The 19,109-nt window shown below is 63.0% G+C and carries 19 protein-coding genes; 14 read left to right on the top strand and 5 right to left on the bottom strand.

Features of this window, described 5'->3' with window-relative positions:
* Nucleotides 1-85 precede the first annotated feature (85 nt).
* Nucleotides 86-925: an NADPH-dependent 7-cyano-7-deazaguanine reductase QueF gene (gene queF / locus GEV01_RS28560; RefSeq protein ID WP_152809507.1), complete on the bottom strand. Its 840-nt coding sequence runs from the start codon at nucleotides 923-925 to the stop codon at nucleotides 86-88.
* Nucleotides 926-987: 62 nt separating this feature from the next.
* A complete protein-coding gene (ilvA, locus tag GEV01_RS28555) occupies nucleotides 988-2,523 on the bottom strand; it encodes a threonine ammonia-lyase, biosynthetic (RefSeq protein ID WP_152809654.1) in 1,536 nt (511 codons plus the stop codon).
* Between the two features lie 185 nt (nucleotides 2,524-2,708).
* On the opposite strand from ilvA, the gene GEV01_RS28550 reads away from it, so the two are divergent.
* From GEV01_RS28550 to GEV01_RS28535, 4 genes are all read left to right on the top strand, one after another.
* A complete protein-coding gene (locus GEV01_RS28550; protein ID WP_152809505.1) occupies nucleotides 2,709-3,200 on the top strand; it encodes a YqaA family protein in 492 nt (163 codons plus the stop codon).
* A 222-nt stretch (nucleotides 3,201-3,422) separates the two neighbouring features.
* A complete protein-coding gene (locus GEV01_RS28545; protein WP_152809503.1) occupies nucleotides 3,423-7,430 on the top strand; it encodes a DUF3683 domain-containing protein in 4,008 nt (1,335 codons plus the stop codon).
* Nucleotides 7,430-7,858 carry an HIT family protein gene (locus tag GEV01_RS28540; RefSeq protein ID WP_152809501.1) on the top strand — a complete coding sequence of 143 codons (429 nt, stop codon included), beginning with the start codon at nucleotides 7,430-7,432 and terminating at the stop codon, nucleotides 7,856-7,858. The genes GEV01_RS28545 and GEV01_RS28540 overlap by 1 nt, the downstream gene beginning before the upstream one ends.
* Before the next feature lie 3 nt (nucleotides 7,859-7,861).
* Nucleotides 7,862-8,287 (top strand): gamma-butyrobetaine hydroxylase-like domain-containing protein, encoded by a 426-nt coding sequence (locus GEV01_RS28535; protein WP_152809499.1) that lies wholly within the window; start codon nucleotides 7,862-7,864, stop codon nucleotides 8,285-8,287.
* 5 nt (nucleotides 8,288-8,292) lie between these two features.
* Here GEV01_RS28535 and GEV01_RS28530 read toward each other — a convergent pair whose 3' ends face one another.
* Complete coding sequence (locus GEV01_RS28530) at nucleotides 8,293-8,583, bottom strand: hypothetical protein (RefSeq protein ID WP_152809497.1); 291 nt, start codon at nucleotides 8,581-8,583, stop codon at nucleotides 8,293-8,295.
* Between the two features lie 300 nt (nucleotides 8,584-8,883).
* On the opposite strand from GEV01_RS28530, the gene GEV01_RS28525 reads away from it, so the two are divergent.
* Entirely contained in the window at nucleotides 8,884-10,182 is a 1,299-nt protein-coding gene (locus GEV01_RS28525; RefSeq protein WP_152809495.1) for an alpha/beta hydrolase family protein, read from the top strand.
* A gap of 13 nt (nucleotides 10,183-10,195) precedes the next feature.
* Here the strand turns inward: GEV01_RS28525 and GEV01_RS28520 are convergent, their stop codons facing one another.
* Nucleotides 10,196-10,567, bottom strand: a complete 372-nt coding sequence (locus tag GEV01_RS28520) for a lysozyme inhibitor LprI family protein (RefSeq protein WP_175023269.1) — start codon at nucleotides 10,565-10,567, stop codon at nucleotides 10,196-10,198.
* A gap of 114 nt (nucleotides 10,568-10,681) precedes the next feature.
* Here GEV01_RS28520 and ubiE point away from each other — a divergent pair, with 114 nt between their 5' ends.
* From ubiE to GEV01_RS28495, 5 genes are all read left to right on the top strand, one after another.
* Complete coding sequence (ubiE, locus tag GEV01_RS28515) at nucleotides 10,682-11,416, top strand: bifunctional demethylmenaquinone methyltransferase/2-methoxy-6-polyprenyl-1,4-benzoquinol methylase UbiE (protein WP_008444534.1); 735 nt, start codon at nucleotides 10,682-10,684, stop codon at nucleotides 11,414-11,416.
* Between the two features lie 23 nt (nucleotides 11,417-11,439).
* On the top strand, nucleotides 11,440-12,366 hold the full coding sequence (locus GEV01_RS28510) for a Tim44 domain-containing protein (protein ID WP_152809491.1): 927 nt from the start codon (nucleotides 11,440-11,442) through the stop codon (nucleotides 12,364-12,366).
* A gap of 82 nt (nucleotides 12,367-12,448) precedes the next feature.
* Nucleotides 12,449-13,063 carry a ubiquinone biosynthesis accessory factor UbiJ gene (locus tag GEV01_RS28505; protein ID WP_152809489.1) on the top strand — a complete coding sequence of 205 codons (615 nt, stop codon included), beginning with the start codon at nucleotides 12,449-12,451 and terminating at the stop codon, nucleotides 13,061-13,063.
* The gene (gene ubiB / locus GEV01_RS28500) at nucleotides 13,060-14,628 is read left to right on the top strand and encodes a ubiquinone biosynthesis regulatory protein kinase UbiB (RefSeq protein ID WP_152809487.1); all 1,569 of its coding nucleotides are present in this window, start codon (nucleotides 13,060-13,062) and stop codon (nucleotides 14,626-14,628) included. Before GEV01_RS28505 ends, ubiB begins: the two co-directional genes overlap by 4 nt.
* A 2-nt stretch (nucleotides 14,629-14,630) precedes the next feature.
* Nucleotides 14,631-15,224: a methyltransferase gene (locus GEV01_RS28495; protein WP_152809485.1), complete on the top strand. Its 594-nt coding sequence runs from the start codon at nucleotides 14,631-14,633 to the stop codon at nucleotides 15,222-15,224.
* 9 nt (nucleotides 15,225-15,233) lie between these two features.
* On the opposite strand, the gene GEV01_RS28490 is transcribed toward GEV01_RS28495, so the two are convergent.
* Nucleotides 15,234-15,446 (bottom strand): hypothetical protein, encoded by a 213-nt coding sequence (locus GEV01_RS28490; RefSeq protein WP_152809483.1) that lies wholly within the window; start codon nucleotides 15,444-15,446, stop codon nucleotides 15,234-15,236.
* A gap of 251 nt (nucleotides 15,447-15,697) precedes the next feature.
* Here GEV01_RS28490 and GEV01_RS28485 point away from each other — a divergent pair, with 251 nt between their 5' ends.
* The 4 genes from GEV01_RS28485 to nudB all read left to right on the top strand — a co-directional run bounded on the left by GEV01_RS28485 (nucleotide 15,698) and on the right by nudB (nucleotide 19,023).
* Nucleotides 15,698-15,988, top strand: coding sequence for an FmdB family zinc ribbon protein (locus tag GEV01_RS28485; RefSeq protein ID WP_152809481.1), 291 nt, complete (start codon nucleotides 15,698-15,700; stop codon nucleotides 15,986-15,988).
* Between the two features lie 47 nt (nucleotides 15,989-16,035).
* Nucleotides 16,036-16,656, top strand: a complete 621-nt coding sequence (locus GEV01_RS28480) for a DUF502 domain-containing protein (RefSeq protein ID WP_152809479.1) — start codon at nucleotides 16,036-16,038, stop codon at nucleotides 16,654-16,656.
* A gap of 63 nt (nucleotides 16,657-16,719) precedes the next feature.
* A complete protein-coding gene (aspS, locus tag GEV01_RS28475) occupies nucleotides 16,720-18,519 on the top strand; it encodes an aspartate--tRNA ligase (RefSeq protein WP_175023280.1) in 1,800 nt (599 codons plus the stop codon).
* 45 nt (nucleotides 18,520-18,564) lie between these two features.
* Nucleotides 18,565-19,023 carry a dihydroneopterin triphosphate diphosphatase gene (nudB, locus tag GEV01_RS28470; RefSeq protein ID WP_152809476.1) on the top strand — a complete coding sequence of 153 codons (459 nt, stop codon included), beginning with the start codon at nucleotides 18,565-18,567 and terminating at the stop codon, nucleotides 19,021-19,023.
* Nucleotides 19,024-19,109: the final 86 nt, after the last annotated feature.

Genomic DNA, 19,109 nt, shown 5'->3' with positions numbered 1-19,109 from the left:
GTACGACGCGCTGTTGCGAACAACGGCGCGTCATCTGCACATCATACGCCTGATTTTTCTGATTTGATTGGAAAAAGCACCAGATTTATTGACGTGCGCCACGGAGATTCGGCGGCCGCTGGGCGGTGCTGAAGTTGCTGCGCCAAGGGTTGATGTCGAGGCCGCCGCGGCGGGTGTAGCGGGCGTACACGGCCAATTGCTGAGGCTGGCATTGGCGCAGGATGTCGGTGAAGATGCGCTCCACGCACTGCTCGTGGAACTCGTTGTGCTCGCGGAAACCGATCAGGTAGCGCAGCAGGCTTTCCTGGTCGATCTGCGGGCCGGCGTAATGGATTTGCACGCTGGCCCAGTCCGGCTGGCCCGTCACCAGGCAGTTCGACTTGAGCAGGTGCGACACCAGTTTTTCCTCGACCGGTTCCTCGTCCAGCGCGGCCTTCAGCAGCTCGGGCGCCGGGCTGTAGTGGTCGACGTCGATGTCCAGGCGGTCCAGCAGCAGGCCGTCCAGCTCGCCCATTTCCACCATGCCGAATTCTTCCGGCTGGGTCAGCGAGATGTGCACGGTGGCGCCGAAGCCGTTCGACAAATCCTGTTGCAGCAGGTTCTTCAGTGCGACCACGCTGTCGAGCCGGGTCTGGTTGAAGGAGTTCAGGTAGAGCTTGAAGGACTTCGATTCGACGATGTTGGGCGAATCGGCCGGCACGGTGATGCGGGCGATCGCCACCTGCGGCTTGCCGCGCGCGTTGAGCCACGAGATTTCGTAGGCGTTCCAGATATCGACGCCGTAGAAGGGCAGGGTGCTGCCGCTGCCCAGGCCGATTTCATCGCGCTTGCCCTGGCGTGGAATCGGGAACAGCAGTTCCGGCGCGTAATCGGTGCGGTAGGCGGAGGTTTTCCCCAGCGGGGACAAGTCGACGGTGTTGGTCATGGCGGTATCGATGTTTCAGTGAAGGACGGCATGGTAGCGCAAACCATGCCGTCGTGCTGCGGTTAGCCCAGGAACAGCTTGTACACCGGGTTGGCGCTTTCGTCCCAGTAGCGGTAGCCCAGCGTGGTCAGGAATTGCGCGAACTGGTCCATCTCGCCCGACGGCACCTGCAGGCCGATCAGGATGCGGCCGACGTCGCCGCCCTGGCTGCGGTAGTGGCACAGCGAGATATTCCAGTTTGGCGCCATCGAATTGAGGAAGCGCATCAGCGCGCCCGGCCGTTCGGGGAACTCGAAACGATACAGCAACTCGTCCTTGGCCAGCGCGCTCTTGCCGCCCACCAGATGGCGGATGTGGGCCTTGGCCAGTTCGTCGTGGGTCAGGTCCAGCGTCTTGAAATCGTGCTGCTCGAAGGTGCGGGCCAGCACGCTCGACTCGCTGCGGTCGGCGATCTGCACGCCGCAGAACACATGGGCCTCGTCCTTGTCGCTGATGCGGTAGTTGAACTCGGTGACATTGCGCGGGCCGACCAGCGCGCAGAAGCGCTTGAAGCTGCCGCGCTGCTCCGGCAGCGTGACGGCGAACACCGCCTCGCGCGCCTCGCCCAGCTCGGCGCGCTCGGCGACGAAGCGCAGGCGGTCGAAGTTCATATTGGCGCCGCTGGCGACGGTGATCAGCGTTTCGTTCTTGATCGGATCCTTGGTCAGCGCGGCGCGCTCGACGTAGGCCTTGGCGCCGGCAATGGCCAGCGCGCCGGAAGGCTCCAGGATGGACCGGGTGTCGCTGAACACATCCTTGATGGCCGCGCTGATGGCGTCGGTATCGACCAGGATGATGTCGTCCACGTACTGCTGCACCAGACGGAAGGTTTCCTCGCCGGCCAGGCGCACCGCCGTGCCGTCGGCGAACAGGCCCACGTCCGACAGCGTGACGCGCTCGCCGGCCTTGACGCTGCGCGCCATCGCGTCGGAGTCCAGGCTTTGCACGCCGATGATCTTGATGTCCGGGCGGATCTGTTTCACATACGCGGCGATGCCGGAGATCAGGCCGCCGCCGCCGATCGGCACGAAGATGGCGTGGATGGGGCCGGAGTGCTGGCGCAGGATTTCCATGCCGATCGTGCCCTGGCCGGCGATGACGTCGGGATCGTCGAAGGGGTGGACGAAGGTCAGCTTCTGTTCCTTTTCCAGCGACAGCGCGTGGTTGTAGGCATCGGTATAGGATTCGCCGTGCAGCACCACCTCGACGTCGGCGCCGCCGCGCGCCTTGACCGCCTCGACCTTCACTTGCGGCGTGGTGGTCGGCATCACGATGACGGCGCGGCAGCCCATGCGGGCGGCGGACAGGGCCACGCCTTGCGCGTGGTTGCCGGCCGACGCGCAGATCACGCCGCGCTTGCGCTGGGATTCGCTCAGGTGGGCCATCTTGTTGTACGCGCCACGAATCTTAAAGCTGAACACGCTCTGCATGTCCTCGCGCTTGAAATAAATGCGGTTCTCGTAGCGCTGCGACAGGGTCGGCGCCAGTTCCAGCGGGGTTTCAGTGGCGACGTCGTAGACGCGCGCGGTCAGGATTTTCTTCAGATAGTCGATAGTCATGGTTTGCAAACATAGTGATTCCGGGACCCCAAAGGGGCGTTGCTCATTCAGTGCTAACTATCCGGCGTGTGACCGGGTGAAGCAGGGGCGCGGGCCGCGCGCGGATGGGTGCGCGGCCGGACTGTTCAATCATGCGGTGTGCGACTCATTATAATGGACACCTTTCCTCCCGCTCAAAGAAACCGATGATCGACTCTGCAATCGCCTGGCTGCTGCACGTTTTGGCTGCGCCGGAAGTGGGCCTGACCTCGGTCTTCATCATCAGCTTCATCTCCGCCACGCTGCTGCCGCTGGGCTCCGAGCCGGCGGTGTTCGCCGTCATCAAGGCCAATCCCGCCCTGTTCTGGAGCGTCATCGGCGTCGCCACCGTCGGCAATACGCTGGGCGGCGCGGTCGATTACTGGATGGGCTACCAGGCCAAGCAATCCTTCGCCAGGGAACGCAAAAGCCGCTGGTTCCACTGGCTGGAGCGCTACGGCGCCAAGACCATGCTGCTGGCCTGGCTGCCAGGCATCGGCGATCCGCTGTGCACCCTGGGCGGCTGGCTCAAGCTGCCTTTCTGGCCCAGCATCGCCTACATGGCGGTCGGAAAACTGCTGCGCTACCTGACCATGACCTCGCTGCTGTTGTACGTGCCGGACGGCGTGTGGCACCGGCTCGGGCAATTGCTGAGCTAATTTGGCGCAATTTATCATATTGCCATTTGCAGTCGCACATAAATTTCGTTCAGTTTTATAGCGGGTATTTATCCGTTATTGCCAAGAAAAGCGGTATTTTGCAAATTTTTGGCGGGTTGTTGCACCCCGGATAGCCCCTCGGCCGTCTAAGGCTGTTCCGGCGTGGTGCGCCGCAATACGCTAGAATGGCCCTCCCGGGTTCAGTCTACAAGTCCATTTCACATGAATGCCCCTGCTCAAATTCAAGCTCTGCTGGCGGAAACGCCCCACGGTCCGGAGGCTGTCCGCCTGCGCGAAATTCCTTATAACTACACGTCGTTTTCCGATCGCGAGATCGTCATCCGGCTGCTGGGCGAGGAATCGTGGAGCTTGCTCGACGCGCTGCGCGGCGCCCGCCAGACCGGCCGTTCGGCCCGCATGCTGTACGAAGTGCTGGGCGATATCTGGGCAGTCCGCCGCAATCCGTACCTGCAGGACGACATGCTGGACAACCCGAAACGGCGCCAGGAACTGATCGATGCGCTGCATCACCGCCTGGCCGAAGTGGACAAGCGCCGCCTGACCGTCGATGACACCGGCGACGAAGCCGCGCGCCTGCGCAGCACCAACGTCGCCCAGCTGCTGCGCGCGGCCGGCAAGGCGGTGGCCGACTTCGGCGAAGAATTCAAGCAAGTCTACGACCTGCGCAAGCGCACCAACAAGGTGCTGGGCCGCTACACCGACAAGCACAACATCTGCTTCGACGGCATGAAGCGCATCTCGCACGTGACCGACGCCACCGACTGGCGCGTCGAGTATCCGTTCGTGGTGCTGACCCCGGACACCGAGGAAGAAATGGCCGGCCTGGTCAAGGGCTGTATCGAACTGGGGCTGACCATCATCCCGCGCGGCGGCGGCACCGGCTACACCGGCGGCGCGATTCCGCTGACGCCGATGTCGGCCGTCATCAACACCGAGAAGCTGCTCAACATGGGCGCGGTGGAAATGAAGGTGCTGCCCGGCCTGGACCGCGACTACGCGACCATCTACACCGGCGCCGGCGTCATCACCAACAAGGTATCCGAAGCGGCCGAGAAGGCCGGCTTCGTGTTCGCGGTCGATCCGACCTCGGCCCACGCGTCCTGCATCGGCGGCAATATCGCGATGAACGCGGGCGGCAAGAAGGCCGTGCTGTGGGGCACGGCGCTGGACAACCTGGCTTCGTGGCGCATGGTCGATCCGAACGGCGACTGGCTGGAAGTCACGCGCCTCGACCACAACCTGTCGAAGATTCACGATACGCCGCTGGCCCGCTTCAAGCTGGAGTGGACCCATCCGACCGCGCGCGGCGAGTCGAAAGGCGAACCGTTCAAGACCGAGCTGCTGGAAATCGAAGGCCGCAAGTTCCGCAAGGAAGGCCTGGGCAAGGACGTCACCGACAAATTCCTGGCCGGCCTGCCGGGCATCCAGAAGGAAGGCTGCGACGGCCTGATCACCTCGGCCCGCTGGATTCTGCACAAGATGCCGAAGTTCGCCCGCACCGTCTGCCTGGAATTCTTTGGCCAGGCGCGCGACGCGATTCCGTCTATCGTCGAAATCAAGAATTACCTGGACGGCCTGCCGGCCAAGGGCGAGCAGTTCAGCACGCTGCGCCTGGCCGGCCTGGAGCACCTGGACGAGCGCTACCTGCGCGCGGTCGGCTACGCCACCAAGTCGAAACGCGGCGTGCTGCCGAAGATGGCGCTGTTCGGCGACATCGTCGGCGACGATGAAAACGCCGTCGCCATGGCCGCCTCGGAAGTGGTGCGTATCGCCAATACCCGCGTGGGTGAAGGCTTTGTTGCCGTCAGCCCGGAAGCGCGCAAGAAATTCTGGCTGGACCGCGCCCGCACCGCCGCCATCGCCAAGCACACCAACGCCTTCAAGATCAACGAAGACGTGGTGATCCCGCTGAACCGCATGGGCGAGTACACCGACGGCATCGAGCGCATCAACATCGAACTGTCGATCAAGAACAAGCTGCAACTGGCTGAGGAGCTGCAACAGTTCTTCGCCGCCGGCAATCTGCCGATCGGCAAGAGTGACGATGCCGACGACGCCGTCGGCGACGAAGAGATGCTGGGCGACCGCGAGCAGCAAGCGCAAGCGCTGCTGACGCAAGTGCACGCGCGCTGGACCTTCCTGCTGGCCGAGCTGGACAAGCCGCTGACCGTCGTCACCGCGCAACTGGCCGAGCTGGGCCTGGAGCGTCTGCTGCCGGTGTTTGAAGAACGCTTGAAGACTCAGCCGGACGCGACCTTGTTCGACGTGGTGCAGGACCGCACCATCCGCGTCACCTGGAAGCAGGAAATCCGCGCCCAGCTGCGCCAGATCTTCAACGGCGCGGCCTACAAGCTGATCCTCGACGAAGCGACCGCCATCCACAAGCGCGTGCTGCGCGGCCGCGTGTTCGTGGCGCTGCACATGCACGCCGGCGACGGCAATGTACACACCAACCTGCCGGTCAACTCGGATCACTACGAGATGCTGCAACTGGCGCACCAGGCCGTGGCGCGCATCATGAAGCTGGCCCGTTCGCTCAACGGCGTGATCTCGGGCGAGCACGGCATCGGCATCACCAAGCTGGAGTTCCTGACCGAAGAGGAAATCGGCCCGTTCCGCGACTACAAGCTGCGCGTCGATCCGGAAGGCCGCTTCAACAAGGGCAAGCTGCTGAACCTGGCCGGCATGGAAGCCGATTTGTCCAACGCCTACACGCCATCGTTCGGCCTGATGGGCCACGAATCGCTGATCATGCAGCAAAGCGATATCGGCGAGATCGCCAACAGCGTCAAGGACTGCCTGCGTTGCGGCAAGTGCAAGCCGGTGTGCTCGACCCATGTGCCGCGCGCCAACCTGCTGTACTCGCCACGCGACAAGATCCTGGCGACCTCGTCGCTGATCGAAGCCTTCCTGTACGAAGAGCAGACCCGTCGCGGCATCTCGATCAAGCACTGGGAAGAATTCGAGGACGTGGCCGACCACTGCACGGTCTGCCATAAATGTGTCACGCCCTGTCCGGTCAACATCGACTTCGGCGACGTGTCGATGAACATGCGCAACCTGCTGCGCAAGATGGACAAGAAGAGCTTCAATCCCGGCAAGTCGGCGGCGATGTTCTTCCTCAACGCCACCGATCCGGCCACCATCAACGCCACCCGCGCGGCGATGGTGGGCATCGGCTACAAGGCTCAGCGCCTGGGCAATGACTTGCTGAAGAAATTCGCCAAGAAGCAGACCAAGGCGCCGCCGCCGACCGTGGGCAAGCCGAAGGTGCGTGAGCAGGTGATCCACTTCATCAACAAGAAAATGCCGGGCGGCCTGCCGAAGAAAACCGCGCGCGCCTTGCTGGATATCGAGGACGACAAGGTCATCCCTATCATCCGCAATCCCAAGGCCACCAATGCCGATACGGAAGCGGTGTTCTACTTCCCTGGCTGCGGTTCGGAGCGCCTGTTCTCGCAGGTGGGCCTGGCCACGCAAGCGATGCTGTGGGAAGTGGGTGTGCAGACCGTGCTGCCGCCGGGCTATTTGTGCTGCGGCTATCCGCAGCGCGGCTCGGGCGAGTACGACAAGGCCGAGAAGATGATGACCGATAACCGCGTGCTGTTCCACCGCATGGCGAACACGCTCAACTATCTGGACATCAAGACCGTGCTGGTCTCGTGCGGCACCTGCTACGACCAGCTGGCGACCTACGAGTTCGACAAGATCTTCCCGGGCTGCCGCATCATGGACATCCATGAGTACTTGATGGAAAAGCAGGTCCGGCTGGAAGGCGTGACCGGCACGCGCTATATGTACCACGAGCCTTGCCACACGCCGATGAAGATGCAGGAAGCGACCAAGACCGTCAACACGCTGATCCAGACGCACGACAACGTCAAGATCGAGAAGAACGACCGTTGCTGCGGCGATTCGGGCACGCTGATGATTGCGCGTCCGGACATTTCGACGCAGGTGCGCTTCCGCAAGGAAGAGGAAGTCATCAAGGGCGCGGACAAGCTGCGCGCCGACGGCTTCGAAGGCGAAGTGAAGATCCTGACCAGCTGCCCGGCCTGCCTGGGCGGCGTCTCGCGCTACGGTGAGGATGCGGGCACGACGGCCGACTACATCGTGGTCGAGATCGCCAAGCATCTGCTGGGCGAGAACTGGATGGCCGACTACGTCAAGCGCGCCAACGACGGCGGCATCGAACGGGTGCTGGTGTAATGGCCTGCGATCTGTGCAAGCTGCTGGAAGCGCCGGGTGCGGCTTTGATCTGGGGCGATGACCGCTTGTCGGTGGTTGCCGTGGATGAGGCCGAGTACCCGGGCTTTACGCGGGTGGTGTGGAATGCCCACGTCAAGGAAATGACCGATCTGTCGCCGGCCGAACGCAGCCGCGTGATGGAGGTGGTATGGGCGGTCGAGTCCGCTCAGCGCGCGGTGATGGCGCCGGAAAAGATCAACCTGGCCAGCTTTGGTAATATGACGCCACATGTGCACTGGCATGTGATTCCGCGTTATGTGGACGATGCACATTTCCCGAATCCGACCTGGGCGGTGGCGCAGCGGGCGTCGGCGCCGGAAGTGCTGGCTGCGCGCCGCGCCTTGCTGCCGGCCCTGCACGCGGCGATTATCGAACGTTTGAAAGCATAAGCAATGAGTAAGCAACCTACTGGCCTGACCGTCCACAACAAGTCCAAAGTGCTGGACATCGAATTTGACGACGGCGCTTCGTTCTCGATCCCATTCGAGCTGCTGCGCGTGTATTCGCCGTCGGCCGAGGTGAAGGGACATGGGGAAGGGCAGGAGGTGCTACAGGTGGGCAAGCGCGAAGTGGGCATCGCGGCGGTGGACCCGGTGGGCAACTACGCGGTGCAGCCGACCTTCACCGACGGCCACAACACGGGCTTGTACACCTGGGATTACCTGTACAAGCTGGGCAGTGAAAAAGACGCGCTGTGGGCCAACTACATGGACCGCCTGCACGCATCCGGCTTCGAAGGCGACAGCGGCCGAGAGACCGGCGTCACGCTGACCGGGCCGGGCTCGAAGAACCACACGGGCTGCGGCCACAAGCATTAAGCGCGTCAGCGCGTGACGTGCTCGCGCAGCACGTAGGCAAAAATCGCCCGTATATGCAGAGGTAGCTGGCGTAGTGCTTCAACATCGATGGATGGCTCTGGCTCAGCGCATTGTTGTACCGAAGGCCGTTGCCAGGCTTTCCCCAAATCCTTGTACGGTGACATCTCTGCCAGCCGTTTGCGTTCGGCCCTATCGCGTGCGATTTCTTCATGCAGTGCATCGATCTCTGCCCGCGAATTTTCGTCGAGTTCAGGAATTTCCAGGTCTGAAGGAATTTCCACGTCATATATTTTCATAGCGATTCTCCATCAGTTCAAAGGGTGTTACCAACTCGGGGAGATGCAGTCTTTGCGCGTGGATCAGTACCCTCAGTAGCCGGAGTTGTCCGGCGTTGGCAATGATCGGTCAGGTACAAAATGACTGAAGTGTCGAGATAGACGGTTGGCGGCATGGCGGACCTCTGGTGGCTCCGGCCAGATTAGCCTGTCCGGATGCTCGCGGTTTCGTATAGATCAAACGAACCCGCCTTCATTTCATCAAGCTGTCACAGCGCCGTGGGATAGTTGGCGGTTTTACTGTGCGGGATGGGAGATGGCATGAAGGATGTTTGCAAAGGACTGTTGCTGGCGTTGGCCTTGATCGTCGCGCCGCTGCGCGCTCAGGAGTATTACGGCGATGCGCGGCCTGACGCGCCGGAGCTGGCGGCTCGCGGTCCATCACCGGTTGGCGTGCGCACGCTGGTGGCCGAGCACGCCGATCAGCTCGACATCCTGCGCTACAGCGACGCCACGCCCAACCCGCGCTACAGCCGCAAGCTGACGCTGGAAGTCTGGTACCCGGCCAAGCTCCAGCCCGGCCAAAAAGAACATACCGTTTATACCGATGTGCTCGGCTCCGGCCCCAACGATCCAGCCCGGCCGAACACTCCGTTCGAGTTCAACGGCCGCGCCGCCCGCGATGCCGCGCCGCTGGCCCCGGCTGCCACCGCACCGGCCGGCGGCTATCCGCTGGTGATCGTCTCGCACGGCTATCCCGGCTCGCGCCTGCAGATGAGCTACCTGACCGAAAACCTCGCCTCCAAAGGCTATATCGTGGTGGCCATCGACCATCCCGAATCGACCCGCGCCGACAAGGCCGGCTTCGCCAGCACGCTGCTCAACCGCGCGCAGGACGATCTGTTCGTGCTGCAAACCGTCGCCGCCTGGGCCAAGCCGGGCAGCGGCCATTTCCTGTCCGGCCTGGTCGACGCAGACAGCACCGCACTGGTCGGCTATTCGATGGGCGGCTACGGCGCGCTCAACACCGTCGGCGCCGGCGTCAGTCCGGTCGCGGCCGCGTATGTCCCAGGCGGCAAGCTGGCGGTCAACCAGCAGGGCAACGCGCAGTACGAGGCGCGGCGCGATCCGCGCATCAAGGCCGTGGTGGCGTTTGCACCGTGGGGCGGCGCGCATCAGGTGTGGGAGCCGGCCGGCTTGGCCGGCGTTCGCACGCCGACGCTGTTCGTCAGCGGCGACCAGGATGATGTGGCCGGCTACCAGGACGGCGTGCTGCGCCTGTTCCAGGGCGCCATCCACGCCGACCGCTATCTGCTGACCTACATCGGCGGCCGCCACAATTCCGCGCCGAATCCGCCGTCGCCGGCCATGCTGGTCAGCTTCGACGACTTCCAGTCCTATGCCGAGCCGGTGTGGGACAGCCGCCGCATCAACAACATCAACCAGCATTTCGTCACGGCTTTCCTCGGCATTCACCTCAAGCAGCAGCCGTTCCAGTCCTATCTGGACCTGCCGCCGCTGGGCGCGGACGGCACCATCAAGCCCGATCCGGGGCTGTGGAAGGGTTTTCGTCCGCGCACGGCGCTCGGCCTGGCCTGGCGCCATCTGCCGGCGCAGTGAGCCTCCGTGAGCGTTAAGGCCGCTCTTTCAGCCTTTCGTTGATGCAGCCCGACCGGTAGCACTCATCCAGGCGCTCCTTCAGGAAGCGGGTGCGTGTGTCGGTTCGGCTGATGCCGCAGTCCAGATCGACGAAGATGCTGTTGCCCTCGCGCCGGGTGCAGCGTTCGACGCGGGTTTTCTTCCACTCCTGCTGGCTGCGTTCGAGCTGCTCCCTGCCGCGGTTGTCCAGCCTGAGGGTCAGGGAGCTGTAGCGGTCATTCAGCTCGCGCTGCGCCCGCTGGTATTCCTGGCTCAGGCAGGGCACGCCTTCGAGATCGCTATGCCAGCCGCATGAGGAGTAGGCGAGGGCGCTGCCCGAGGCGCACAGCAGTAACGCAGCAAACACTTTTTTCATCATAAGACTCGTGGTTAGGCAGAGTTGCCGATTTTGCCATAGTCGCGGCCCGCCCTCAATGCTGTCAGCTTGTATAATGCAGGCAAACTAACAGGCCTGCCTATCATGACCAATACCACTCACTTCGGTTACAAAACTGTCGCGGAAGACGATAAAGTCCGCGAAGTCGCCAAGGTTTTCCATTCTGTCGCCGCCAAGTACGACATCATGAACGACGTCATGTCGGCCGGTCTGCACCGTCTGTGGAAGACTTTTACCATTGCCAACGCCGCCGTGCGCCCCGGTTTCAAGTGCCTGGACATCGCCGGCGGCACCGGCGACCTGGCCAAGGTGTTCGCCAAGCAGGCCGGCCCGACCGGCGAGGTCTGGCTCACCGATATCAACGAGTCGATGCTGCGCGTCGGCCGCGACCGCCTCTTGAATCGTGGCCTGTTGACCCCCACATTGTTGTGCGACGCTGAAAAGCTGCCTTTCCCTGACAATTATTTCGACCGCGTCAGCGTGGCTTTCGGCCTGCGCAATATGACCCACAAGGACCAGGCGCTGGCGGAAATGCGCCGCGTGCTGAAGCCCGGCGGCAAGCTGCTGGTGCTGGAATTCTCGAAAGTGGCCGAGCCGCTGCAAAAACCTTACGATCTGTATTCGTTCAAGATCTTGCCGTGGATGGGCCAGAAGATCGCCGGCGATGCCGAAAGCTACCGCTATCTAGCCGAATCGATCCGCATGCACCCGGACCAGGAAACGCTGAAGACCATGATGGAAGAGGCGGGCCTGGAACGCGTAACGTATTACAACCTGACGGCAGGTGTGGCCGCTTTACACACCGGTATCAAACTGTAGTCAACTGTAGTGATAGGAACACCATGAACATCAAGAAAATCCTGATCGGCGCCGTACTGGCCGTCTCCGCGCTGTCGATGCTGGGCGAGGCCCTGGCCCGTCCGATGGGCGGCGGCCGTTCGATCGGACGTCAATCGCAAAGCGTCAACCGCATGCCGCCGGCCGCCGCGCCAGCGCCTGCCGCGCCGCGCCAGGCCGCGCCAACACCTGCCGCTCCGCCGGCCGCGATTCCGCCGAAACCGGCCAGCCCTTGGAAAGGCATTCTGGGCGGCGCACTGCTGGGCCTGGGTATCGGCGCGCTGTTCTCGCACTTCGGTCTGGGCGGCGCAATGGGCGGCATGTTCGGTTCGCTGATCATGCTGGCGCTGCTGGCCGGCGCGGTGTTCTTCGTCATCCGACTGATCCGTGGCCGCTCGCAGCCAGCCGCTGCGCCTGCCGCCTTCGGTGGCAACAACAGCGGCAACAACGTCTACTCGATGCCACCAGCCAGCGGCACGCCGGAAATCGGTTCGCGCCTGCAGCCTGAGCCGCAGTCGTACGCGCCAGCCGCTCCGGTCGCCCACACACCGTGGGGCGTGCCGGCCGACTTCGACGCGCCGTCCTTCCTGCGCGTGGCCAAGAGCAACTTCATCCGCCTGCAAGCGGCCTGGGACAAGGGCGATTCGGCCGATATCCGCGAATTCACCACCCCTGAAGTGTTTGCCGAGCTGAAGATGCAGATCACCGAGCGCGGCGCGCAAAAGGATTACACCGACGTCGTCACCATCGAAGCCGAGCTGCTGGGCATCGAAACCAGCGACAGCGATTACCTCGCCAGCGTCAAGTTTACCGGCACCATCAAGCCTGCGCCGGATGCGCTGGCCGAGCCGTTCAACGAGGTCTGGAACCTGTCCAAGCCTGTCTCCGGCGCCTCGGGCTGGCTGCTGGCCGGCATTCAACAGCTCGCGTAACAGCGTGGCAAGCTGGTAAGATCAAGACCGCCCGTATTTCCGGGCGGTTTTGTTTTGCGGTTTTTGTTTTCACGGTTATCGAATGACACCACCGAATTTCTCCGCTGCGGCGCCGGCCAGCGCCGCCATCAACCACCTGCTGGCGCAGGAGCCCTGGGCGCGCGCGGAACTGCAGCGCCACGCCGGCAAGATCGCCGCCATCGACACCGGCGCGGTCGTGCTGCGCCTGCGCGTGACGGCCGACGGCATGCTGGAAGCCGCGCCTGCCGAAGAGCCGGCCCGCGTGACCATCCGCGTCAAGCTGTCCGACCTGCCGCTGATCGCGCAGAACCGCGAGCGCGCATTCTCCTACGTGCAGATCGAGGGCGACGCCGAGTTCGCCAACGCCATCTCCAACCTCAGCAAGTCGCTGCGCTGGGAAGCCGAGCACGACCTGGAAAAAGTAGTCGGTCCGATCGCCGCCGTGCGCATGGTGTCCGGCGCCCGCGCCGCGTTTGAGACGATCAAGACGGGCCATCAAAAGCTGGCCGAAAACGTCGCCGAATTCCTGCTCGATGAAAAACCGGTGCTGATCCGCCCGCAAGTGGTGGAAGCCTTCTCGGCCGACGTGGTGCGCCTGCGCGACGACGTCGAACGCGCGGCCAAGCGCCTGACCCGACTGGAACAAAAACTGGCACAGAAACTGGATCCCCAATGATGTTGAAATTTTTACGCCTGCTGAAAATCCTGCGGGTATCGGTGCAGTACGGCCTCGATGAAATCGCCATCTCCGGCTTGAAAAAGCCGCGCATCACCAAGCTGATCGATACGGTATTCTTCTGGCGCGACCTGTCGGCGCCGCGCGGCGTGCGCCTGCGCATGGCGCTGGAAGATCTGGGCCCGATCTTCGTCAAGTTCGGCCAGGTGCTGTCGACCCGGCGCGACCTGATTCCGGCCGACCTGGTCGAGGAACTGTCGCGCCTGCAGGACCGCGTGCCGCCGTTCGATTCCGACCTGGCCATCGCGCAGATCCGCAAATCGCTGGGCGCCCATCCCGACCAGCTGTTCGCCAGCTTCGAGCGCACGCCGGTGGCGTCGGCCTCGATCGCGCAGGTGCACTTCGCCACGCTCAAGGATGGCAAGCAGGTGGCGGTCAAGGTGCTGCGTCCGGGCATGAAGAAATCCATCGACGAGGACGTGGCGCTGATGCACATCGCCGCCGAATGGATAGGCCGCGTCTGGGCCGACAGCAAGCGTTTGAAGCCGAAGGAAGTGGTCGCCGAGTTCGACAAGTATCTGCACGACGAGCTGGACCTGATGCGCGAGGCCGCCAACGCCAGCCAGCTGCGCCGCAACTTCGCCGATTCCCAGCTGCTGCTGGTACCGGAGATGTATTGGGATTACTGCTCCAACAGCGTGATCGTGATGGAGCGCATGCACGGCATACCGGTGTCGCAGATCGACCGCCTGGAAGCGGCCGGCGTCGACCTGAAAAAACTGTCCAGCGACGGCGTCGAGATCTTCTTCACGCAGGTGTTCCGCGACGGCTTCTTCCACGCCGATATGCATCCGGGGAACATCCTGGTGTCGATCGATCCCGCCACCTTCGGCCGCTACATCGCGCTGGACTTCGGCATCGTCGGCACGCTCAACGATTTCGACAAGGATTACCTGTCGCAGAACTTCCTGGCCTTCTTCCGCCGCGACTACAAGCGCGTGGCCGAGGCGCACATCGAGTCCGGCTGGGCGCCCAAGGAAACCCGCGTCGACGAGCTGGAGTCCGCCGTGCGCGCCTGCTGCGAGCCGATCTTCGACCGGCCGCTGAAGGACATCTCCTTCGGCCAGATCCTGCTGCGCCTGTTCCAGACCTCGCGCCGCTTCAACGTCGAAGTGCAGCCGCAGCTGGTGCTGCTGCAAAAGACGCTGCTCAATATCGAAGGCCTGGGCCGCCAGCTCGATCCCGACCTGGACTTGTGGAAGACCGCCAAGCCCTACCTGGAAAACTGGATGGCCGAGCAGGTCGGCTGGCAGGGCATGTGGCAGCGCCTGAAGGCGGAAGCGCCGCGCTACACCCACATCCTGCCGCAACTGCCGCGCCTGCTGCACCGCGCGCTGGAACAGCAGGGCGAGCGCCCGGCCGATAACGCCGAGCTGATCAAAGTGCTGATCAGCGAACAGCAGCGCACCAACCGCCTGCTGGGCTTTGTGGTGTACTTCGCCGGCGCCTTCGGCCTGGGCCTGGCGCTGTACCAGCTGTACTTGCGCTGGCAGCACCTGGCCTGACCATGGTCGATTTCGCACAACGCGATCCGATGTCGCCGGCGTTCTGGGACGAGCGCTTCGAACGCAACTTCACGCCCTGGGACAAGGGCGGCGTGCCGCAGGCGCTGCGCGAATTCGCCGCCGCCAGCGCGCCGCTGGCCACGCTGATACCGGGCTGCGGCTCGGCCTACGAGCTGGCCTTCCTGGCCGACGCGGGCTGGGATGCGGTGGCCATCGACTTTTCGCCGGCCGCGGTGGTGGCGGGCAAGGCGGCGGCCGGCGCGCACGCGGCGCGCGTGGTGGAGGCGGATTTCTTCAGCTGGCAGCCGGCGCAGCCCTTGCAGCTGATTTACGAGCGCGCCTTCCTGTGCGCCTTGCCGCGCGCGATGCGGCCACAGGTGGCGGCGCGCTGGGCGGCGCTGCTGGCGCCGGGGGCGTTGTTGGCCGGTTATTTTTTCTTCGACGAGGCGCCCAAGGGGCCGCCGTTCGGCATAGGCCGCAGCGAGTTGCAGGCTTTGCTGGAGGGAGATTTCGAGTGCATCGCCGACGACGCCGTCAGCGACTCCATTCCCGTATTCGAGGGCAAGGAGCGCTGGATGGTGTGGCGCCGCCGCTAGCAGGCCGGCTTAGTCCGCAGCGATCATCTGCAGGCCATGCTGCCTTTGCTTTTCGAAGCGGCGGCTATAGGCATGCAGGCCGACCAGCAGCAGCATGCAGGACAGCACGGCGCGGCGGTGCAGCGGCTCGTCCGGTGCGGACGGGTGGAAGGCGGTGGGTGCAGCGAAGGCGGGGGTGGCCAGGGTGATGGCCAGGATGCCGGCATAAAGGTGTTTTTTCATTATGTTTCCCAATCATGGTTCGGTGGCGATGTTGCGTGGTCCGGGGCAGCTTTAAAACGGCGATTCAGGGATTGGGAAATCGGCGTGTTTCAGCCCATATTTAAGCATGTCCGGCGACGATTGACGAATAGATTTTGCGGATGAAATCGATTAATCGCGGCCCACCGTCTGCTCTTGGCCACAGGAAACAGGCAAGCGCCCGGCAAAAAGCTTTATAATTCAGGGTTTTGATGATTTTTGCGGAGTAATAGATGCCGATCTACGCCTACCGCTGCGAGGCATGTGGTTTTGCCAAGGACGTCTTGCAGAAGATTTCCGACCCGCAGCTGACTGTTTGCCTGTCGTGCGGCAAAGAGACGTTTAAGAAACAACTGACCGCCGCTGGTTTCCAGTTGAAGGGTTCGGGCTGGTATGTGACCGATTTCCGTGGCGGCACGCCGCCGGCGACCGGCACGGCGACCGGACCGGCCGCGTCCGCTCCGGCGGAAACGCCGGCCCCGGCAGCTGCCCCTGCCGCCGGCAGCGGTACGAAGTCGGACTGAATTCGGCCTGAAGCACCCCGCAGCACCACCCACTCGAAGAGTAATCGATGCGTAAATATTTCATTACCGGCTTGCTGATCCTGGTTCCCCTGGCGATTACTGCCTGGGTGCTGAACCTGGTCATCAGCACCATGGACCAGTCCCTGCTGTTCGTGCCGGAACGCTGGCAGCCGCGTACCCTGATCGGCTTCGATATTCCCGGCCTGGGCACGGTGCTGACGATCCTGATCGTGTTCCTGACCGGCCTGCTGACCAACAACCTGGTCGGCAACTACGTGGTCAAGCTGTGGGAAAAGCTGCTGACCCGCATTCCGGTCGTCAGCTCGCTGTATTCCAGCGTCAAGCAGGTGTCGGATACGCTGTTCTCGTCGTCGGGCAATGCCTTCCGCAAGGCGGTGCTGATCCCTTACCCGCACCAGAACTCGTACACCATCGCCTTCCTGACCGGCACCCCCGGCGGCGACGTCAAGAACCACCTGGTGGGCGACTACGTCAGCGTCTACATCCCGACCACGCCGAATCCGACGTCGGGCTTTTTCCTGATGATGGCGCGCAAGGACGTGGTCGAGCTCGACATGTCCGTCGATGCGGCGCTGAAGTACATCGTCTCGATGGGGGTGGTGGCGCCGGAAGACGCGCCCAAGGCCATCGAGACCGCCGGCAAATAAATTAGATTAAAAAATAGATTAACTGAGTAACTTAACCTGAACCGAGAAATAAACATGTCCTCAATGCGTACTCACTACTGCGGCCTCACCACTGAAGCGCTGCTTGGCCAAACTGTCAGCCTGTGCGGCTGGGTACATCGTCGCCGCGACCACGGTGGCGTGATCTTCATCGACCTGCGCGACCGCGAAGGCTTGGTGCAGATCGTTTGCAATCCGGAGCAGGCGGAAGTATTCAAGGCGGCCGAAGCCGTGCGTAACGAGTTCTGCCTGCGCGTGACCGGCGTGGTCAAGGACCGCCTGGCCGGCACCGTCAACGCCAACCTGAAGTCGGGCAAGATCGAAGTGATCTGCTCCGAACTGGAAGTGCTGAACGCCTCCGTGGCCGTTCCATTCCAGCTGGACGACGACAACCTGTCGGAAACCACCCGCCTGACCCACCGCGTGCTGGACCTGCGTCGTCCGCAGATGCAGAACAACCTGCGCCTGCGCTACAAGGTCACGATGGAAGTGCGCAAGTACCTCGACGACCTGGGCTTCATCGATATCGAAACCCCGATGCTGACCAAGTCGACCCCGGAAGGCGCGCGCGACTACCTGGTGCCGTCGCGCGTCAACGCCGGCAACTTCTTCGCGCTGCCGCAATCGCCGCAGCTGTTCAAGCAGCTGCTGATGGTCGCCAACTTCGACCGCTACTACCAGATCACCAAGTGCTTCCGCGACGAAGACTTGCGCGCCGACCGCCAGCCTGAATTCACCCAGATCGACTGCGAAACCTCGTTCCTGACCGAACAGGAAATCCGCGATCTGTTCGAAGACATGATCCGCAAGGTGTTCCGCAACACCATGAGCGTCGAACTGCCTAACCCGTTCCCGGTAATGGACTTCGCCGAAGCCATGGGCAAATACGGTTCGGACAAGCCGGACATGCGCGTCAAGCTGTCGTTCACCGACCTGACCGAAGTGATGAAGGACGTCGACTTCAAAGTGTTTTCGGGCGCCGCCAACATGCCTAACGGCCGTGTGGTCGGCCTGCGCGTACCGAAGGGCGGCGACATGCCACGTTCGGAAATCGACGCCTACACCCAGTTCGTCGCCATCTACGGCGCGCGCGGCCTGGCTTACATCAAGGTCAACGAGAAGGCCAAGGGCCGCGACGGTCTGCAATCGCCTATCGTCAAGAACCTGCACGACGCCGCGCTGGCCAAGGTGCTGGAACTGACCGGCGCCGAAGACGGCGACCTGATCTTCTTCGGCGCGGACAAAGCCAAGGTGGTCAACGATGCCATCGGCGCGCTGCGCGTCAAGATCGGCCATTCGGAATTCGGCAAGAAAGCCGGCCTGTTCGACGACGTCTGGTCGCCGCTGTGGGTGGTGGACTTCCCGATGTTCGAATACGACGAAGAAGCCGACCGCTGGACCGCGACCCACCATCCATTCACCGCGCCGAAAGACGGCCATGAAGACATGCTGGAAACCAATCCGGGCGCCTGCATCGCCAAGGCCTACGACATGGTGCTGAACGGTTGGGAACTGGGCGGCGGTTCGATCCGTATCCACCGCGAGGAAGTGCAGTCGAAAGTATTCCGCGCGCTGAAGATCGATGCCGACGAAGCCCGCCTGAAGTTCGGCTTCCTGCTGGACGCGCTGCAATACGGTGCGCCTCCGCACGGCGGCCTGGCCTTCGGCCTGGACCGTATCGTGACCTTGATGACCAAGTCCGATTCGATCCGCGACGTGATCGCCTTCCCGAAAACCCAGCGCGCCCAGTGCCTGCTGACCCAGGCGCCGTCGGAAGTGGACGAGAAGCAGTTGAAAGAACTGCACATCCGCCTGCGCGCGGCCGAGCCGAAAGTGGCTGGCTGATAAAGCAATGGAAAGGGCGCTTCGGCGCCTTTTCTTTTATCCGACATGAAGCCCTACAAGATTCCTGAGTCGGTGCTGGTGGTGATCCACACGGCCGACCTGCAAGTGCTGCTGATCGAGCGCGCCGACCGGCCCGGTTACTGGCAATCCGTGACCGGCTCGCTGGATGCGCCCGACGAGCCGCTGATGGAGACCGCGCGCCGCGAACTGTTCGAGGAAACCGGCATCGTCGCCGACGGCCAGGCCATCGTGCTGCGCGACTGGCAGCTGTCCAACGTCTACACCATCTATCCGGTCTGGCGCCACCGCTACGCGCCGGGCGTGACGGAAAACACCGAGCACGTCTTCAGCGTCGAAGTCCCGCGCGACATCGCCATCCAGCTGGCGCCGCGCGAACACCTGAACCATGTCTGGCTGCCCTGGCTGGAGGCGGCCGACCTTTGTTTCTCTTCTTCTAACGCCGAGGCTATATTACAATTGCGGGAATATTGCCGTACGTCATGATATTTCCAGGCCGCGAGTTTCCTGTGTACTCCGATTTTTTTGCATAGAATTGGAAGACAGGCCGCGCTTGGTGGCTTCCCAGGAGA

Origin of the sequence: Rugamonas rivuli, from assembly GCF_009380165.1 — a bacterium.
Lineage (GTDB): Bacteria > Pseudomonadota > Gammaproteobacteria > Burkholderiales > Burkholderiaceae_D > Rugamonas > Rugamonas rivuli.
Note: the sequence above shows the minus strand (reverse complement) of the source record. Positions and strands in the feature narration are given on the sequence as shown.